This window comes from Tolypothrix sp. FACHB-123 (assembly GCF_014697075.1).
GTDB lineage: Bacteria > Cyanobacteriota > Cyanobacteriia > Cyanobacteriales > Nostocaceae > Aulosira.
The window spans coordinates 1-16,152 of record NZ_JACJRE010000033.1; the positions used below are offsets into that span (position 1 = coordinate 1).

At 40.8% G+C, this 16,152-nt stretch carries 12 protein-coding genes and 1 pseudogene; 9 read left to right on the top strand and 4 right to left on the bottom strand.

What is annotated here, in order from left to right; all coding sequences use genetic code 11:
- The first annotated feature begins 446 nt into the window (after nt 1–446).
- The gene (locus tag H6G41_RS20640; RefSeq protein WP_190748122.1) at nt 447–1,301 is read left to right on the top strand and encodes an AAA family ATPase; all 855 of its coding nucleotides are present in this window, start codon (nt 447–449) and stop codon (nt 1,299–1,301) included.
- The gene (locus H6G41_RS20645) at nt 1,255–1,809 is read left to right on the top strand and encodes a TniQ family protein (RefSeq protein ID WP_190748124.1); all 555 of its coding nucleotides are present in this window, start codon (nt 1,255–1,257) and stop codon (nt 1,807–1,809) included. The genes H6G41_RS20640 and H6G41_RS20645 overlap by 47 nt, the downstream gene beginning before the upstream one ends.
- A 319-nt stretch (nt 1,810–2,128) precedes the next feature.
- On the opposite strand, the gene H6G41_RS20650 is transcribed toward H6G41_RS20645, so the two are convergent.
- The 3 genes from H6G41_RS20650 to H6G41_RS20660 form a co-directional block, all read right to left on the bottom strand.
- Entirely contained in the window at nt 2,129–2,326 is a 198-nt protein-coding gene (locus tag H6G41_RS20650; RefSeq protein WP_190748126.1) for a hypothetical protein, read from the bottom strand.
- 225 nt (nt 2,327–2,551) lie between these two features.
- Nucleotides 2,552–2,857, bottom strand: a complete 306-nt coding sequence (locus tag H6G41_RS20655; RefSeq protein ID WP_190748248.1) for a helix-turn-helix domain-containing protein — start codon at nt 2,855–2,857, stop codon at nt 2,552–2,554.
- Entirely contained in the window at nt 2,854–3,396 is a 543-nt protein-coding gene (locus H6G41_RS20660; RefSeq protein WP_190748128.1) for a hypothetical protein, read from the bottom strand. Before H6G41_RS20660 ends, H6G41_RS20655 begins: the two co-directional genes overlap by 4 nt.
- Before the next feature lie 172 nt (nt 3,397–3,568).
- Between H6G41_RS20660 and H6G41_RS20665 the strand changes: the two genes are divergently transcribed.
- The 4 genes from H6G41_RS20665 to H6G41_RS20675 all read left to right on the top strand — a co-directional run bounded on the left by H6G41_RS20665 (nt 3,569) and on the right by H6G41_RS20675 (nt 8,335).
- Nucleotides 3,569–3,745 (top strand): ribbon-helix-helix protein, CopG family, encoded by a 177-nt coding sequence (locus H6G41_RS20665; protein WP_190748130.1) that lies wholly within the window; start codon nt 3,569–3,571, stop codon nt 3,743–3,745.
- 401 nt (nt 3,746–4,146) lie between these two features.
- On the top strand, nt 4,147–5,856 hold the full coding sequence (locus H6G41_RS35235; RefSeq protein WP_242037993.1) for a hypothetical protein: 1,710 nt from the start codon (nt 4,147–4,149) through the stop codon (nt 5,854–5,856).
- Between the two features lie 79 nt (nt 5,857–5,935).
- Nucleotides 5,936–7,237: a lipopolysaccharide assembly protein LapB gene (locus H6G41_RS35245; RefSeq protein ID WP_242037994.1), complete on the top strand. Its 1,302-nt coding sequence runs from the start codon at nt 5,936–5,938 to the stop codon at nt 7,235–7,237.
- A gap of 57 nt (nt 7,238–7,294) precedes the next feature.
- Nucleotides 7,295–8,335 (top strand): CHAT domain-containing protein, encoded by a 1,041-nt coding sequence (locus tag H6G41_RS20675; RefSeq protein ID WP_190748132.1) that lies wholly within the window; start codon nt 7,295–7,297, stop codon nt 8,333–8,335.
- A gap of 121 nt (nt 8,336–8,456) precedes the next feature.
- Here the strand turns inward: H6G41_RS20675 and H6G41_RS36220 are convergent.
- Nucleotides 8,457–8,589 (bottom strand): annotated as a pseudogene (locus H6G41_RS36220) (type I restriction-modification system subunit M N-terminal domain-containing protein); the annotation flags it as partial.
- 125 nt (nt 8,590–8,714) lie between these two features.
- On the opposite strand from H6G41_RS36220, the gene H6G41_RS35820 reads away from it, so the two are divergent.
- The 3 genes from H6G41_RS35820 (at nt 8,715) to H6G41_RS20690 (ending at nt 16,035) form a co-directional block, all read left to right on the top strand.
- Nucleotides 8,715–8,846, top strand: coding sequence for a hypothetical protein (locus H6G41_RS35820; protein ID WP_277878167.1), 132 nt, complete (start codon nt 8,715–8,717; stop codon nt 8,844–8,846).
- A gap of 138 nt (nt 8,847–8,984) precedes the next feature.
- Nucleotides 8,985–13,445 carry an NACHT domain-containing protein gene (locus H6G41_RS20685; protein ID WP_190748134.1) on the top strand — a complete coding sequence of 1,487 codons (4,461 nt, stop codon included), beginning with the start codon at nt 8,985–8,987 and terminating at the stop codon, nt 13,443–13,445.
- Between the two features lie 421 nt (nt 13,446–13,866).
- Nucleotides 13,867–16,035 carry a GTPase gene (locus H6G41_RS20690; RefSeq protein WP_190748136.1) on the top strand — a complete coding sequence of 723 codons (2,169 nt, stop codon included), beginning with the start codon at nt 13,867–13,869 and terminating at the stop codon, nt 16,033–16,035.
- Nucleotides 16,036–16,152 lie beyond the last annotated feature (117 nt).

A 16,152-nucleotide genomic window follows, 5' to 3' on the forward strand; every position in this document is an offset into this window, starting at 1 on the left:
CCTATTTTATTAACCCAGATTTTTGCCAAGCTTACTTCTTTAGGACGTATTCATAACGTTTCCACAGGCGTTGAACCCTCGTAAATTGGCAAAGGTATTGTAACTATGATGCCTTATTAGCATTAGGTAAACGCAAAGAGCTTGTAGAGGAACGTAAAGAGGACAAGAAGGAAAAAAGGCGGTCAGAACAAAAGCGTCTTCGTTCTGCATCGAAGAAAAACTCAAATGTTATTGAACTACGCAAAAGTAGAGCTTTAAGTTCTTCAATAAAAGCTGACCATCACGAAGTTTTACCAGAGAGAGTTTCCAGGGAAGACATAAAGCTTGAAAAGATAGAACTACAGCCACAGGAAAATATTTCAGTGCAAACTGATAGTCAAGAAGAGCAGAGACATAAGTTAGTTGTCTCTAACCGTCAAAAAAACTTGAAAAAGATTTGGTAAATTATGGCACGATCGCAACTTGCAACCCAATCCTTTGTTGAAGTGCTAGCCCCAACGTTAGACCTCAATGCTCAAATTGCTAAGACTATTGATATTGAGGAAATTTTTAGAACTTCTTTTATCACGACTGATCGGGCTTCGGAATGCTTCAGATGGTTAGATGAACTGCGTATTCTCAAACAATGTGGTCGAATAATTGGGCCAAGAGATGTTGGTAAAAGCCGAGCATTGTGTCACTATCGTGATGAAGATAAAAAACAAGTTTCCTATGTAAAAGCTTGGTCAGCATCGAGTTCTAAACGTCTATTTTCACAAATACTGAAAGATATTAACCATGCCGCACCAACAGGTAAACGACAGGATTTACGTCCAAGATTAGCTGGTAGTCTGGAGCTATTTGGACTAGAGCTTGTGATTATTGATAATGCTGCAAATCTTCAGAAAGAGGCATTTTTAGACTTAAAGCAACTCTTTGAGGAATCTAATATTCCTATTGTATTAGCTGGAGGCAAGGAATTAGATGATATATTACAAGATTTTGATTTGTTGACTAGCTTTCCAACTCTGTATGAGTTTGAGCGCTTGGAATACGAAGATTTCAGGAAAACGTTAAGTACAATAGAACTCGATATTCTGGCTCTTCCTGAAGCTTCTAATTTATCTGAGGGAATGATATTTGAGATTCTTGCCGAAAGTACAGGTGCAAGAATAGGACTGCTAGTGAAGATACTAACGAAGGCGGTTTTACATTCTCTCAAAAATGGCTTTAGCAAAGTTGATCAAGGCATTCTAGAAAAAATTGCTAGTCGCTATGGCAGAAAATACATCCCTCTCGAAAACAGAAATAAAAATCAATGAAGAATATGGCACTCTACCCAGATTGGGCTATGTTGAGCCATACCAAGGTGAAAGCATCAGTCACTATCTGGGGCGTTTGCGCCGATTCAAGGCTAATAGTCTTCCTTCAGGATATTCTTTAGGAAAAATTGCTGGTCTTGGTGCTATCACGACGCGATGGGAGAAGCTTTATTTCAATCCCTTTCCGAGTCTTGAGGAGTTAGAAGCTTTGGGTAAGTTAATTGGTGTCCAGGGTGAAAGGTTATATGAAATGCTGCCAGCAAAGGGTATGACTATGAAACCCAGACCAATTAGGTTATGTGGTGCTTGCTATGGAGACGTAGCTTGTCACCGAATTGAGTGGCAATTTAAGGACAAGATGAAATGCGATCGCCACCAGTTGGGTTTGTTAACAAAATGCACTAATTGTCAGACTCCCTTTCCAATTCCTGCTGATTGGGTAGAAGGAAAATGTTCTCATTGTTCTTTACCTTTTGCAAAGATGGCAAAGCACCAGAAACGTTATTGAGAAAAAAAATTACACAAGGAATATATGTGCTTAAATTTACCTCTGGAGGTAATGGAAAAGGAATTTCTGCCTGTCGTTATGCTACATCCGCCACAAGCAACTAGTAAACAGCAATAATGAAAGGTTTTGTAGTTACCAGTTGCTTCCAGCCTTTCCAGCAATATGATGCTGAAGACTGTATGTGAAGCAATAGGGGATTATATTGTTTAATTGATATGATTCTGAGAGAGGCAGCAATAAGAGCATTGAAGAAAAAATTACAAAAGATCGATTTGGCAAAAATTCACTACAAATTAAATTTGCTTCCAGAATGACCAAATTATGGATTAATTTGCTCTGGTTGCTCGACTGCCGGATTGAAAATAATTGAGAAAGTTGCATTTGGTATCAGTCGGTGTAGAGCTTGTGAATGAGCTTCCGCATCACTCCGGCGGCGAAAACGAGCAACTATCTGGTGTTGCATATTAGGAAAATGGCGGACTATACACCAAGGATTTAGCTTTTCAATGTAGGTCACAGAGTCCTCCTGATCATACCTATGATTTAGCTGGTGAATTGCAGTTGATTAATAGACAAAGGTTGCTTAAACATTCCCAAGACTAAAGCCACCCTACTGTGAGAGTGGCTGGTAAAAAAATGTCAGAATGATATTGCTATTGGTTGACGGTTCGACTTCCCTGCGGGACGCTACGCGAACGCGGCAATCGAGCGTAGTCGAGATTCACCGTCAACTTTTCGATTCCTACTTACGCCCTGTGAGAGAACAGAGTATCTTCAGAAATTCTTCGGGAATTTCCTCGAAGTGTTCTAGCAAGAAGTCCATTAGGGCGAGATGACGTAAATCGCTGGGCATAGGACTGCGGTAATTGCGACCTTTGGAGAACCAACGCCGGACAGTTGAAAGTGAACGAGAGCAAATTCGAGCGATCGCTTCATGATTGACATCCCATTTGGCATAAAAATTCTTGGGTGTCATTCCTAGTTGACAATGGCTGTATAGATCAATCAAATTTTGCTCTCGTATCTGTAAATGACGCGGATTAGTTATAGCATTGGCTCCCCTTCCAGTGCTTCTAAATCCTCTTCCCAAGCAATATCGGCAGATATCCAAGCAGCACTGGGGCTATCTTTGCTCAACCAAATCAGGTAGCACCAAGTCCAGCAACAAAGATGGGGAGCAAAGCCATAAAATCTGCCGATCGCAATTCCCCAATCAGTGTCAGAACCAATCCAGCGCAATTTGTCGCCGTACAAAAAGCGGGGTGTCTTTGCTGTATTGGGAAAGTCGTCGGGTAAATCAACAGAACTCGGAGAAAATTTCTGGTTAATTAATCTTGGGAGTGAATCCTGGCGATTGAGCGCGATGCCTTCGGCAAGGCTCAAAGCCAACGCACTCAAATAATTAGCAATCAGTTCAGCATCAATGCTCAGGGTTAACCGGGAAATCAACAACGCTGCTAAACTTTCTTGTTCTTGCTGTTCACAATAATTGCTGAGTTTCGCCAAGAGTTCAGCAATACCGAAGTCATCTAAAGCTTGTAGATAACCTCTGTGTTCATCTGTTTTGTGGCAAACAGGCTTTAACATGGAATATGTCTCCTGTATAGAGGGGGACAAAAGTCAGCGTCTTCCCTGAGAAAGTTGAGCGCTGGCTTTTGACTTATCAATAATTATACATAAATTTTATGTTAATTTGTTTTTATTTATGTTATTCTAGTGATTTAATATAGAAGCACATAGATAAGCTGATGATAGTCACATGGGGAAAGTTGTAGTAAGTATTTACATGGAAGAAGAAGACAAAGAAGCTCTGCAACAATTAGCAGATGCAGAGGAGCGTTCTTTGTCTCAAATGGCATTGTTAATTCTCAAACGAGCCGTTAAACAAGCGCAGGCGGAAGGAACAATTCCACCGAATCAGGAAAAAGGTAAATGAGGCGATCGCTTAATATTACAGAAATAATGCGATCGCATTTTGAGCATAGCTGGGAATTTATATTAAGCGAGTGGAGCCGGATAGAAAATCCTTGATGTGGTAGCACCTATAACGAGCGCAATAGTGCTAGCGATTTATTTTTAAGTATTTAGTCGTAAATAAATAGTAGAAATATTTACACTTCTTGCAATCATTCGCAATGACATTGTGTAATTAATTCTGCTTGACTAATTATGAGCTAGAGCAGGATTTTGTTTAAATTTGCGGATTCTTGCGTAATTACAGATGTTTGTTTTGAATTATCCTTTAGATACTTAGTTGATTTTACTTATATATTTAGTGCGACGTATTAAATCAGATGGGTTGATTTGGAGTGAGCAGAATCCATAACAGAGGGTGGGATGACAGAAGAAAACCGCAGCGTCAAAGTTGGAGGGAGTGCTGACAGCAGTGCCATTCAGACTGGTACTGGCAATACTGCTACTATTACCATCACTAATTACTATTATCGTGAAGATACAACAGTATTACCGATTGAATCTACGGTTGCTGCTGATAAAAATCTTCCCTGTCCTTATCGCGGTTTGTTTCACTTTGGCCCTGATGACGCGGAGTTTTTCTTTGGACGTGAGATATTTGTCGAAGAACTTTTCGCGGCAACTCAAAACCGCAATTTTATACCCGTGTTGGGTGCGTCAGGAAGCGGTAAATCTTCGGTGGTATTGGCGGGATTAGTGCCAAAGCTGCAAAATGAAGGTCGCTGGTTATTTACTCACTTCCGTCCTGGTTCCGAGCCTTTCCATGCTCTGGCTTTGGCGCTGGTTCCCCTTTACACGCAAAATCTGGATAATACTGATAAGATCATCCAAGCTCGTAAGTTGTCACAAGCTCTGGGCGGGGGTGAAATTCCTCTAGCTGATGTATTTGCCCAGATTCACCAAAATCACCCTACACATCGGGTGTTGCTGATTGCCGATCAATTTGAAGAAATTTACACTTTATGCGCGGATCATAAAGTTCGCCATAGTTTTCTAGATAGTTTATTAGCCAGCTTTCCATCCTCTCCTCACCAGTCTCAATATAATCATGTGCTAGTTGCAACCATGCGGGCAGATTTCTTAGGAAATGCTCTGTTATATCCTCCTTTTGGAGATGTATTGAAAACTGATATCAAGCTGATCAGGTCGATGAATCATGAAGAACTTTCACAGGTGGTTGAAAAGCCTGCTGACAAGTTGGGGGTGACATTTGAAGTGGGATTGGTGGAACGGATTTTAGATGATGTGGAAGATGAACCGGGGAGTTTACCTCTGCTGGAATTTGCGTTAACTCAGTTGTGGCAGCAGCGCCAGGGTAAACAGTTAACCCATGCAGCTTATCAGCAAATAGGTAAGGTACAAGGAGCGTTGGCTCGTCATGCAGATCAGAAGTATGGGAAGTTGAGTGCAACTGAAAAAGAACAGGTACGCCGCATTTTCATCCAATTAGTGCATCCGGGTGAAGGGACGCAAGATACGCGACGACTGGCAACGAAGGCAGAATTAAGCGAAGCAAGCTGGGGATTGGTGAAGCATTTGGCGGATGCGCGATTAGTGGTTACTAGTCGTAATGCTGCCGAGCAAGAAACAGTGGAAGTTGTCCACGAGGCATTGATTCGTAATTGGGTCGAACTGCGACGATGGATGGATGCAGATCGTAGCTTTCGTGCTTGGCAAGAAAGGCTGCGGTTCGCAATGGATCAATGGCAAAAAATGCAACGGGATGAAGGGGTATTGTTGCGGGGTACAGTTTTAAAGGAAGCAGAAGCCAAGCTGAAGCAACGCCGAAAGGAACTGAGCAAGGGAGAGCAAGAATTTATTCAAGCTAGTTTAGCACTACGTCAACGTGTTAAGCAGCGAATTTACTGGAGTTTGGGCGGGATTGGGAGTATCCTTTTACTGGCGCTGGGGATTTGGGGTTGGTTGAATTATACAACTTGGGGGCAGTTGACTCAAATTCGCTGGCAATTGACTGATTTAAGTCAGCAGGTAAGGAATCCTGAGTATCAATCAAAAGTTGCTGTTGCCTTTCTTAAGGATGGAAATTCTGCTCAAGCCTTGAAACTTAATTAGCCAGATTCAGGATTCACAAGCCTTAAGTGCCATTGCCCAAGCCTATGGCAAGCTGAACCAACCAGAAAAAGCTGCCCCCTTGCTGGAAAAAGCGATCGCCTCTGCCAACCAGATTCAGGATTCCTACAACAAAATCGATGCCTTAATAGCCATTGCCCAAGCCTATGGCAAACTCAACCAAGCGCAAACTGCCGCGACCTTGCTCGATAAAGCAATCGCCGCTGCTAACCAGATTCGGGATTCCTCTGGCTTAAGAGCCTCTGCCTTAAAAGCCATAGCCGAAGCCATTGGCAAGCTCAACCAACCCAAAACAGCCGCCCCCTTGCTCGATAAAGCGATCGCCTCTGCCAACCAGATTCCGGCTTCCTACAACAAAATCGATGCCTTAAAAGCCATAGCCGAAGCCATTGGCAAGCTCAACCAACCCAAAACAGCCGCCCCCTTGCTCGATAAAGCGATCTCCGCTGCTAACCAGATTCAGGATTCCAATTACAAAGACGATACCTTAAGTGCCATTGCCCAAGCCTATGTAGAGCTACAACAACCGGAAAAAGCGCTCGTTGCTGCTAACCAGATTCGGGATTCCCAGTCCAAAGCCTATGCCTTAATTGCCATTGCACAAGCCTATGGCAAGCTGAATCAACCAGAAAAAGCCGCCCCCTTGCTCGAAACAGCGCTCGTCGCTGCTAACCAGATCCAGAATTTCTATCCCAAAGCCTCTGCCTTAATTGCCATTGCACAAGCCTATGGCAAGCTGAATCAACCAGAAAAAGCCGCCACTTTGCTCAAAACAGCGATCACCGATGCTAACCAATTTCAGAATTTCTATCCCAAAGCCTCTGCCTTAATTGCCATTGCACAAGCCTATGGCAAGCTGAAACAACCAGAAAAAGCCGCCACTTTGCTCGAAACAGCGATCACCTCTGCTAACCAAATTCAGGAATCCTTTTCCAAAGCCTCTGCCTTAATTGCCATTGCCGAAGCCTATGGCAAGCTGAAACAACCAGAAAAAGCCGCCACTTTACTCGAAAAAGCGATCGCCCCTGCCAACCAGATTCAAGATTCCAATTACAAAGCCTCTTTCTTAATTGCCATTGCCGAAGCCTATGACAAGCTGAACCAACCAGAAAAAGCCACCACTTTGCTGGAAAAAGCGATCGCCGCTGCTAACCAGATTCCGGATTCCAATTCCAAAGCCTATGCCTTAACAGCCATTGCCGAAACCGCAGCGAACCTGAAAAACTGGGGACAGGTACTGAAAGCCAGGGAAAAATGCCCCAGTGATGAATGTCAGGTGGAGTTGCTAGCGAAGGTTTTAACGGTTCATGCCGAGCAGCAGCGCCCTGAGTTGAAGGAGGAGAAGGAGGAGGAGGAAGAGTGAACTTTTTGTTCAAACAGCGATAATTAGCGAATTTACAAGTCAGCATTAGATAACACCATGAAAAAAATCCTCATCCTCTCCGCCAACCCCAAAAACACAAGTAATCTGCGCCTAGATGAAGAAGTGCGGGAAATCAAAAACACACTGCAACTATCTCCCAATCGAGACGAATTTCAAATCATTACTGAATCTGCGGTACGAGTGGATGATTTAACCCGCTTCCTGTCTCACCATCAACCAACAATCGTTCACTTTTCTGGACATGGCTCTGGTACTGATGGATTAGCTTTAGAAGATAATTTTGGGCAGATGCAGCTTGTAAGTACCCAAGCCCTAGCAAAGCTATTTGATTTGTTCCAATCACAAGTCGAGTGTGTCTTACTCAACGCCTGCTACAGCGAATCACAAGCCACAGCAATTCACCAACATATTGATTGCGTGGTGGGGATGAATCAGGCAATTGGGGATAAAGCCGCAATTGAGTTTAGCGTAGGATTTTATACTGCTTTGGGGGCTGGAAGGAATTATGAAGATTGTTTTCACATGGGCTGTACATCTATTGATTTGCAGGGAATTCCAGAGTATTTAACCCCTATGAGAAAAATTAGGCAGCGGCGTTATCAGACTGTACAGGCGACAAATCCAGTAACATCTCACAAGGATGATAATATCAATAATGATAACAAAAGCTGGCAAAACCGCTCAGTTTCTATTGGGGGTAGTGCTACTGGTAGCGCAAATCAAACGGGAGACAGTAACACTGCAAACATTAATTTTCAACAAGTCAGTTTACCTACACCAGCCAGCGTCAACATAGAAACAGAACTCAATGCCTTACGTGAGATACTGGCAAAGTTAGAAACTTCAGACCGTCGTAAAATTGACAATGCTATTGCTGATGCCGAAGAAGAAATCAACAAACCACAACCAGATAAAAATGAAGTGGGTAAGGCGTTAGACCGAGCTTTTGACTATGCTAAGAAGGCTGAGGGATTTGCATCTGTAATTGAAAAACTTAAACCCCACCTAACTAAAACTGTGGGTTGGTTAGGTGAAAATTGGCACAAATTGCTAAGTCTGGTGAATTTAACAATTTGACTACCTTCATCTAAAGATGCGCCTAACCCAAACTCTACAAATTCAAGCGATCGCAGTGCCTCCCAGCTACATTTAGGGTCAATAGTGGAACGTTTGCCCAAAGGTGGGGGAAGTTGGTTTTGTTCTTCGACCATCTTCAGGAACAGCAAATAGGTAAGCTGTTCTACATAGTCACTGTAGCTAACGCCATCATCGCGGAGGACGTTGCAGTAATTCCAGAGTTTTTGAACGATGGTTGAGGATTCGTTAGCCATTGACTGATGCTACAGGGAGTTTTACTAGTAATACCAATTTGAAAAAAGAATGCGACAGATGGATTGACAGAACTCTTATACAGAGACTAATTCTCAATCTAAAATCTAAAATCCAAAATGGTATAATGAAGAATTATATATTTTTGAGATGGCGATCGCGGCGAAGACAAGCTCAAATTAATCTTCGGTTGCTCAATTCCAGCCTCACCTATTGTCTCCTTGATGAATGCATGGCTGCGAAAAATGCCAAAGCTTGAGTATATTACAGTGATTAGGTATATTTTTTCGAGAATGCTTGAGAAAGTATAAAATAAAACTTTTTTTGACGGTATATCATTTCTAATAGTAAGTAACCCTTAGTTAGCAAGATAGCTCTGTGCTTTCGGAGTATCCTAATGAGTTTCATTAACCTGGATCTGGTCTTTAACGCCATTACTAGCATCGCCAATCCTTTGATTAAAGAAAAAATTCTGCGTAGTGAGACAGTAATTAAGTTACTCCAGCAATTTAACCTCGATCCAGAGCATCCACCTGCTGATTTTAGTGGTGTTTACGCCTATGCCTTAGTAGAATACGGCGTAGGCAAACCAAAACCACTGCTGGAATTATTCCGACAAGAAGCAATTAAACAAGCTTTTCGCACAGCATTAGACCACAATAACCCCTCAATTCTGCTGTCTGAGGTTGATGCTTTTCTAGATGCCTATACATTGGGCGATGATATTAGAAGCTTGGGGCTTGATGTGAGGCGAGAGGTGGCTGAATTTGCGACGGTATTTATCGAAGTAGCAAAACGTAGCCGCACACCTGCTGATGTATTGATGAACCAGAAAATTGGTTCTCTACATAGCAGGATTGCAAGTATTCAAGAACAACTCGATAGATTACCGACACTGGAAGGAATTCGCACAGAAATAGCAAGATTAGCAGCACAGAATTATCCTGCATTACCAGGAAGCATAACTGAAAACCAATGTAGAGCGATCGCACTCGCCCAGCAGATGCGAGGATGGTTTGAAACCTTGGGCTATGACTTTGAAAAATATGAAATCTGGGCAGAGGAATATTTTGAATGGATAATTCAAATTCCAGTACGTCGCAGTTATGACCGCATTCTTATCCGTGGTGTTGCTGGAGAAATTGGACTGAGTGATGTGATGGCGTTGCGTTCCTCAGTTGAGGCGCAAAAAACTGATGAAGGATGGTTAGTAACTACCCGTCGCATTTCCCGCGCCGCCAGGGATGAAGTCAAAAAGGAAGCAAATCGTCATCTTGATTGTTTCACTTTTGACGAACTAATTGACTTGGATGCCGACTTTAATGCCTATCTTGATTGGTTAGAAGCAGAAATCAAACGCCGAAAAATTGATACGAAGTATGTACCCCTTGCTTGTACAAAAGAAGAAATTGACCCAGTAACCAAGCAGCGAATTGGGGTGAGTCGTTATGAAGAAGAAGACGGATGGATTGATGGATATATCGATTTGTGGCTTGATGACCCTGCTAAAGAGCATATTTCCATTTTGGGAGAATTTGGTACAGGTAAAACTTGGTTTGTCTTTCACTATGCTTGGACTGCACTGCAACGTTACCGCGATGCCCAAAAACGTGGTGTTGAACGTCCCCGTCTTCCTTTAGTAATAACTCTGCGTGACTTTGCCAAAGCGTTAAATGTAGAGAATGTTTTGGCAGGTTTCTTTTTTACCCAACATAATATCCGCATCAACAGCGAAGTTTTTGACCAACTCAACCGCATGGGTAAATTGCTGCTAATTTTCGATGGTTTTGACGAAATGGCAGCAAAAGTTGACCGCCAACAGATGATTAACAATTTCTGGGAACTGGCAAAGGTGGTAGTTCCCGGTGCTAAAGTTATCCTCACCTGTCGGACTGAGCATTTCCCAGAGGCGAAGGAAGGACGCGCTTTACTCAATGCAGAGTTGCAAGCATCGACTAAAAAATTAACTGGCGAAACACCACAATTTGAAGTCTTGGAATTGGAGAAATTCAACGATGAGCAAATTCGGCAGGTGCTTTCATACCAAGCTGAAGCAGCGACGGTTGAACAAGTAATGGGCAATGGGCAATTATTAGACTTAGCCCGTCGTCCTGTGATGACAGACTTAATCTTAGAAGCATTGCCAGATATTAAAGCGGGTAAACCTGTGGATATGTCACGGGTTTATCTATATGCAGTGCGGCGCAAAATGGAACGGGATATTAAAGCAGAACGTACTTTTACTTCTTTAGCAGATAAGCTGTACTTTTTGTGCGAACTTTCTTGGGAAATGCTTTCTAATGACCAAATGAGTCTCAATTATCGGGTGTTCCCAGAACGCATTCGCCGCTTATTTGGTTCTAGTGTTCAAGAAGAGAAGGATTTAGACCATTGGCATTATGACATGATGGCGCAAACGATGCTTGTCCGCAATGCTGATGGTGACTATACTCCCGCGCATAGATCTCTGTTAGAGTTTTTTGTAGCGTATAAATTTGCCGCAGAATTGGGGGCTTTGGCGAGTGATTTTACGGAATTAGCACAAGCGCGATCGCTTGTAGATAAAACTGTCGCGCCTGCTGATTATACGTGGTCTGGTTATTTTTCGCAGCAAGGGAGTGGTGAGGCGATGCCTGCGGCAACCCCTTTGGGGAACGCACCACTCAAAGCATTTACAAGTGAGTCTTTGGATAAGTTGAGGCAGACTTTTGGCAAAGCGCCACTTACTAAAGCAGTAATGGATTTACTTTCACCAATGTTGAGTAACAGTGAGTCTCTGATTAATGCGATTGAGGTAACGCGAGGTAAAAGCGAAAATGAAGCTGATTATGTTGGCGGAAATGCAGCAACATTGGCAGTAAAAGTAGATAAAACTGCTTTGGAGGATAGAGATTTAAGCCAAGTGGTTGTTAAAAGAGCAGATTTTACTGGTGCAATTTTACGAAATGTTAATTTTGCCGATGCAAATTTAGCAAATTCAGTTTTTACAAATACTTTAAGTCAAATTTTTTCGGTAGCATTTAACTCCAATGGGCAGTTTTTAGCAATGGGTGATGGTGCAGGTATTCGTTTGTGGCGAATTACTGACAAACAACAAATTATGACTTTTAACGGGCATCAAAATTTGGTATATTCAGTAATTTTTAGCCCTGATGATCAAATGCTTGTTAGTGTAAGTAGTGACTGTACTGTAAAGCTTTGGGATGTCAAAACGGGAAAATGTATGCAAACGTTACTTGGCCATACTGCTACAGTTAGAACAATAGCATTTAGCCCGAATGCTCAAGTTATTGCCAGTGGGAGCGAAGACAAAACAGCAAAATTGTGGGATGTAAAAACTGGCGAATGTTTGATAACCTTTTCAGTGCAAGATAGTCTTGTAAGGGCAATTGCATTTAGTCCCAATGGTGAAATACTTGCTTTTACCGATAGTAATTATACGATTAATTTATGGAATACCCGTATATCTCAGATCCAAAAGATTTTACAAGGACATACTAGTTATGTAAGAGCGATTACTTTTAGCCCTAATGGAAAAATTATTGTAACTTGTAGTCATGACCGCACAATCAAACTATGGGATATCAACACTGGAGAATGTCTAAAAACTTTGCAAGGACACAAAGATGTAGTTAACTCAATTGCTTGTGATTCCAATGGTAAAATTTTGGCTAGTGGTAGCACCGACCGTACAATCAAGCTATGGGATATAAACACAGGTGAATGCCTTACAACTCTAAAAGAGCATGATAATTGGGTACAATCTGTTGCTTTTAGCCCTGATGGTCAAACTTTAGCTAGTGGAAGTCAAGACCATTCGGTAAAGCTATGGGATGTAAACACAGGCGAATGTATTTACAGTTTTCAAGGATATGCTAATTGGTTAAAGTCGGTTGTATTTCACCCTAACGGACAACTCATTGCTAGTGGTGGACAAGACCAAATAGTTAGATTGTGGGATATCAATACAGGTAAATGTACAAAAGAGTTACAGGGGCATAATGATTGGATACGATGTTTAGCCTTTAGCCCCGATGGTCAAATTCTCGCCAGTGGAAGTGGTGACTTTACAATTAGATTATGGGATGTTCAAACTGGAGAATGTACCAAAATTTTACAAGAAGATACTGGAAAATTATTTTCGATAGTATTTAGTCCTGATGGACTTAAACTAGCAATTGCTTCTGGTCGGACAATACAGCTTTGGGACTTTAATACAAAACAAAATATTTATGAAATAAGAGCGCATACTCGCTCTATAACAAAACTTTCTTTTAGTTGTGATGGTCAAATTATTGCCAGTCTTAGTTATGATGACACTGTAAAACTTTGGGATGTTTCAACGGGTAAATGCCTTAAAACTCTAACAGGAGAGAAAAAGAAAAATTGGTCAAGAGCGGGTGCTTTTAGCTCTGACATAAAAATTGTCGCTACCTGTAGTGATGACTATATAGCAAAGCTTTGGAATATTTATACTGGTCAATGTTTAATGACTTTGGAGGAACATACTGGACAAATCAAGGTATTTGCTTTTAGTTTTGATGGTCAGATTCTTGCTACTGGAAGTGATGATTTAAGTATAAAGCTTTGGAATGTACATACAGGTAAATGTTTAATTACATTGCAGGGACATACTAGAACAATATCATCAATTAGTTTTAGTCCCAAGGGTAAAGTTATTAGCAGTTGTGCCGAAGATGGCATAATCAAAATTTGGAACATTGAAACTGGTGAGTGTTTAAAAACCTTGAGAAGCGATCGCCCTTATGAACGCATGAACATCACTGGTGTTAAAGGCTTAACTGAAGCTGAAAAAGCCACGCTTAAAGCATTAGGTGCGGTGGAAGATAGAGAATAAATCTGGGGCGACATGCAAGTGATGTTGAGGCGATACCTGCGGCAACCCCTTTGGCGATCGCACTACCCATGCCTTTACACTAATCCAGTAAGAGCGATCGCATCAGCAATTTTGACAAGTATTTAGTGTGCGATCGCTCCACCCATTCCTTTACACTAATACAGTAAGAGCGATCGCATTACCAATTGTGACAGGTCTGGAATGTGCGATCGCACTACCCATGCCTTTACACTAATCCAGTAAGAGCGATCGCATCGCCAATTCTGACACATCTTTAATGTGCGATCGCAATTAAAACTCTATGCCAGGATATTAATCTCCATGACAATCTAATTGTGTTGTTAGTTTTTAGTTGGGAGTAACTAGCGAAAAATGGGAATACTTAGTCATAAGGCTGTTTAAAGTATTCTCTTGGCTCAGTATGATTCCACCAACTCTTGAAGAAGTAGTCTCAAATATACTCAATCAATCTTTTCATAGCCAGGGTATAGGTGCTACTGCTAGTTCTAGGAACACGTTACTCAAAGTTATTTTAGAGTCTGCTGAAGTTCCAGAGCCAGAAAGGACAACAGCATTCATCTTTGAGGAAATCTCTAGGTTAAAAACAACATCATTGAAAAAAGTTAAAATACTTGCCAAGCAGAAAAGTACTTTTGATGTTGCTTGGTGTCGAGAATTTGAGGTGGAGTCTCAGGTTGAACCAGCTATAAAAACTGATCCAGAAGTTGAAACAAAAAATCATAGCTCAAAAAGTATATCGGCTGAGGAATTCCAACAGGCTCTGGAAGAATCTACAAGGACTGCTAAGAATGCTTATCAAAAAACTTTTAATTATTACAAAGAAATTGCCACCATTTTACAGAATCTTAAGCTTGATTTAGACAAAAGTGCATCTCATTTATTAAAACAAAAAGATGCTAATAATTTTAATTTCGCTAAAGTTCTGAGAAATATAGTAGATGAAATTGAAAGCCATGCTAGTGAAGGACTTCAAGAACTAAAAAAATACTTAGAAGTGAAAAGCCAACATCTAGCAGATTTCACAGTTGTTTTATTTGGTAGAACTAAAGCTGGGAAAAGTACTATTCGTGAAGCTTTAACATGCGGTGATGGCAGTACAATTGGCAAAGGTTCACAGCGAACAACTAGAGATGTCAGAGAATATAAATGGAAAGGCTTACGATTAATAGATACACCTGGTATTGAAGCTTATCAAGGAGAAGAAGATAAACAAAAGGCTGTAGAAATAGTACATGAATCTGATATTGTTATCTTTCTCACTAGCGATGACTCTGTTCAGCCTGGTGAATTTGATGCTATGGCTTGGCTGCAAGAAATCAAAAAATACTTTTTTGTGATTCTTAACATTAAGTATGATATTGACAAGCCAAAACGCTTGGAGAGATTTATTAAAAATCCCGAAAAAATCTTTGATTCACAAAGGTTAGATGAACATAAACGCCATATTCGGACTTATATTCGTCACAGCTTAGGCATAGAAGAAGTAGCAATTATTTGTATTCATGCGTATGCAGCATTTCTTAGCAATCAGCCTCAATATAGTGACGTTGCTAAGAAACTTTGGGAATTAAGCCGAATAGAAGAAATTTATAGTTTAATCGCGTCAGAAATCTACACAAGAGGTAAACAAAGACGCTGGAATACATTTTTTGATGCAATCATATATTTTCTCGATTTAATTATAAAGATGTTAAAAGGACATCAAAAATCTCTGGAGTCTCAGGCAGATTTTATGCGAGACAAACGAGCAGAGATTGAATATATTTTTCAAGAGAGTGTTAAAAATGGAAAAATAAAAATTCAAAGAGTATGTAAAGATTCATTTAGCAAAATCAAACAATGGATTCCTAGCTTTGTTGATGAGTATTTAGGGAAAGACATTGCTCAGTCTGAGTATCAAAAGCGCATGGACAAAGAGAAACAAAAAATTGAAACTGCTATGGAGAACTTATTTGAAGAGATAGTCCAGGAACTAGTAGCTTCTTTAAATGAGTTCCAAAGGCAATATCAATATGATATGGGAACTATTAAGTTAGAATCTACTGATTTCGGAAACTATCAACAATGGCAAGCTGGAAAAATTCTGAAATGGGTAGGCGTGGGTTTAGGTGCAGCCTCTGCTGTTGCTTTTGGTATCGGTGCTTTTGCAGCAGCTAATTTTTGGAATCCTGTAGGATGGATAGCTGGCGTTACATCTATCGTCGTTGGAATTTTCAGTTGGTTCTTTGGTGATCAAGAGAAAAAAGCATGGCAAAAAGCTAAACAGGAAGCTAAAGAAACTCTTTGGAAGAGCTTGGATCAATCTGAGCAGGAAACTTGTAAGACTTACCAAAAATTACTAGATACAAATATTGCTGTTAGAGCTAAAACTGAAGTGCTGGAACAGGTAGATATTTACATTAAAGGACTTCTAATAATTGTGGCTGACCTTAAACAAGCTATTTCACAACTGGAGAAAATCAAAAAACAGATGAAGCGAGAGTTAGATTCTACAGAACCAAGAGATAAGGTGCCAAATACAAGCCATTTCAAGGGTAATTCGTCATTTATAGCTGATGAACTGCTTTAGTTATTATCTTTTTATATGTCTCTTTATGACCAATATAAGGTATTTAAATACCTATAAAACTGCGTGTATATTTTTTAATTACGTACATTAAAAATACAATTCTAAAGTTATAGGGGT

What these genes read in the sequence shown, in the direction of transcription:
- H6G41_RS20645 (WP_190748124.1), top strand. Translation starts at nt 1,255, where the DNA reads ATGGCAGAAAATACATCCCTCTCGAAAACAGAAATAAAAATCAATGAA.
- H6G41_RS20685 (WP_190748134.1), top strand. Translation starts at nt 8,985, where the DNA reads ATGAGTTTCATTAACCTGGATCTGGTCTTTAACGCCATTACTAGCATC.
- H6G41_RS35820 (WP_277878167.1), top strand. Translation starts at nt 8,715, where the DNA reads ATGAAGAATTATATATTTTTGAGATGGCGATCGCGGCGAAGACAAGCT.
- H6G41_RS20665 (WP_190748130.1), top strand. Translation starts at nt 3,569, where the DNA reads ATGGGGAAAGTTGTAGTAAGTATTTACATGGAAGAAGAAGACAAAGAA.
- H6G41_RS20640 (WP_190748122.1), top strand. Translation starts at nt 447, where the DNA reads ATGGCACGATCGCAACTTGCAACCCAATCCTTTGTTGAAGTGCTAGCC.
- H6G41_RS20660 (WP_190748128.1), bottom strand. Translation starts at nt 3,396, where the DNA reads ATGTTAAAGCCTGTTTGCCACAAAACAGATGAACACAGAGGTTATCTA.
- H6G41_RS20690 (WP_190748136.1), top strand. Translation starts at nt 13,867, where the DNA reads ATGATTCCACCAACTCTTGAAGAAGTAGTCTCAAATATACTCAATCAA.
- H6G41_RS35235 (WP_242037993.1), top strand. Translation starts at nt 4,147, where the DNA reads ATGACAGAAGAAAACCGCAGCGTCAAAGTTGGAGGGAGTGCTGACAGC.
- H6G41_RS20675 (WP_190748132.1), top strand. Translation starts at nt 7,295, where the DNA reads ATGAAAAAAATCCTCATCCTCTCCGCCAACCCCAAAAACACAAGTAAT.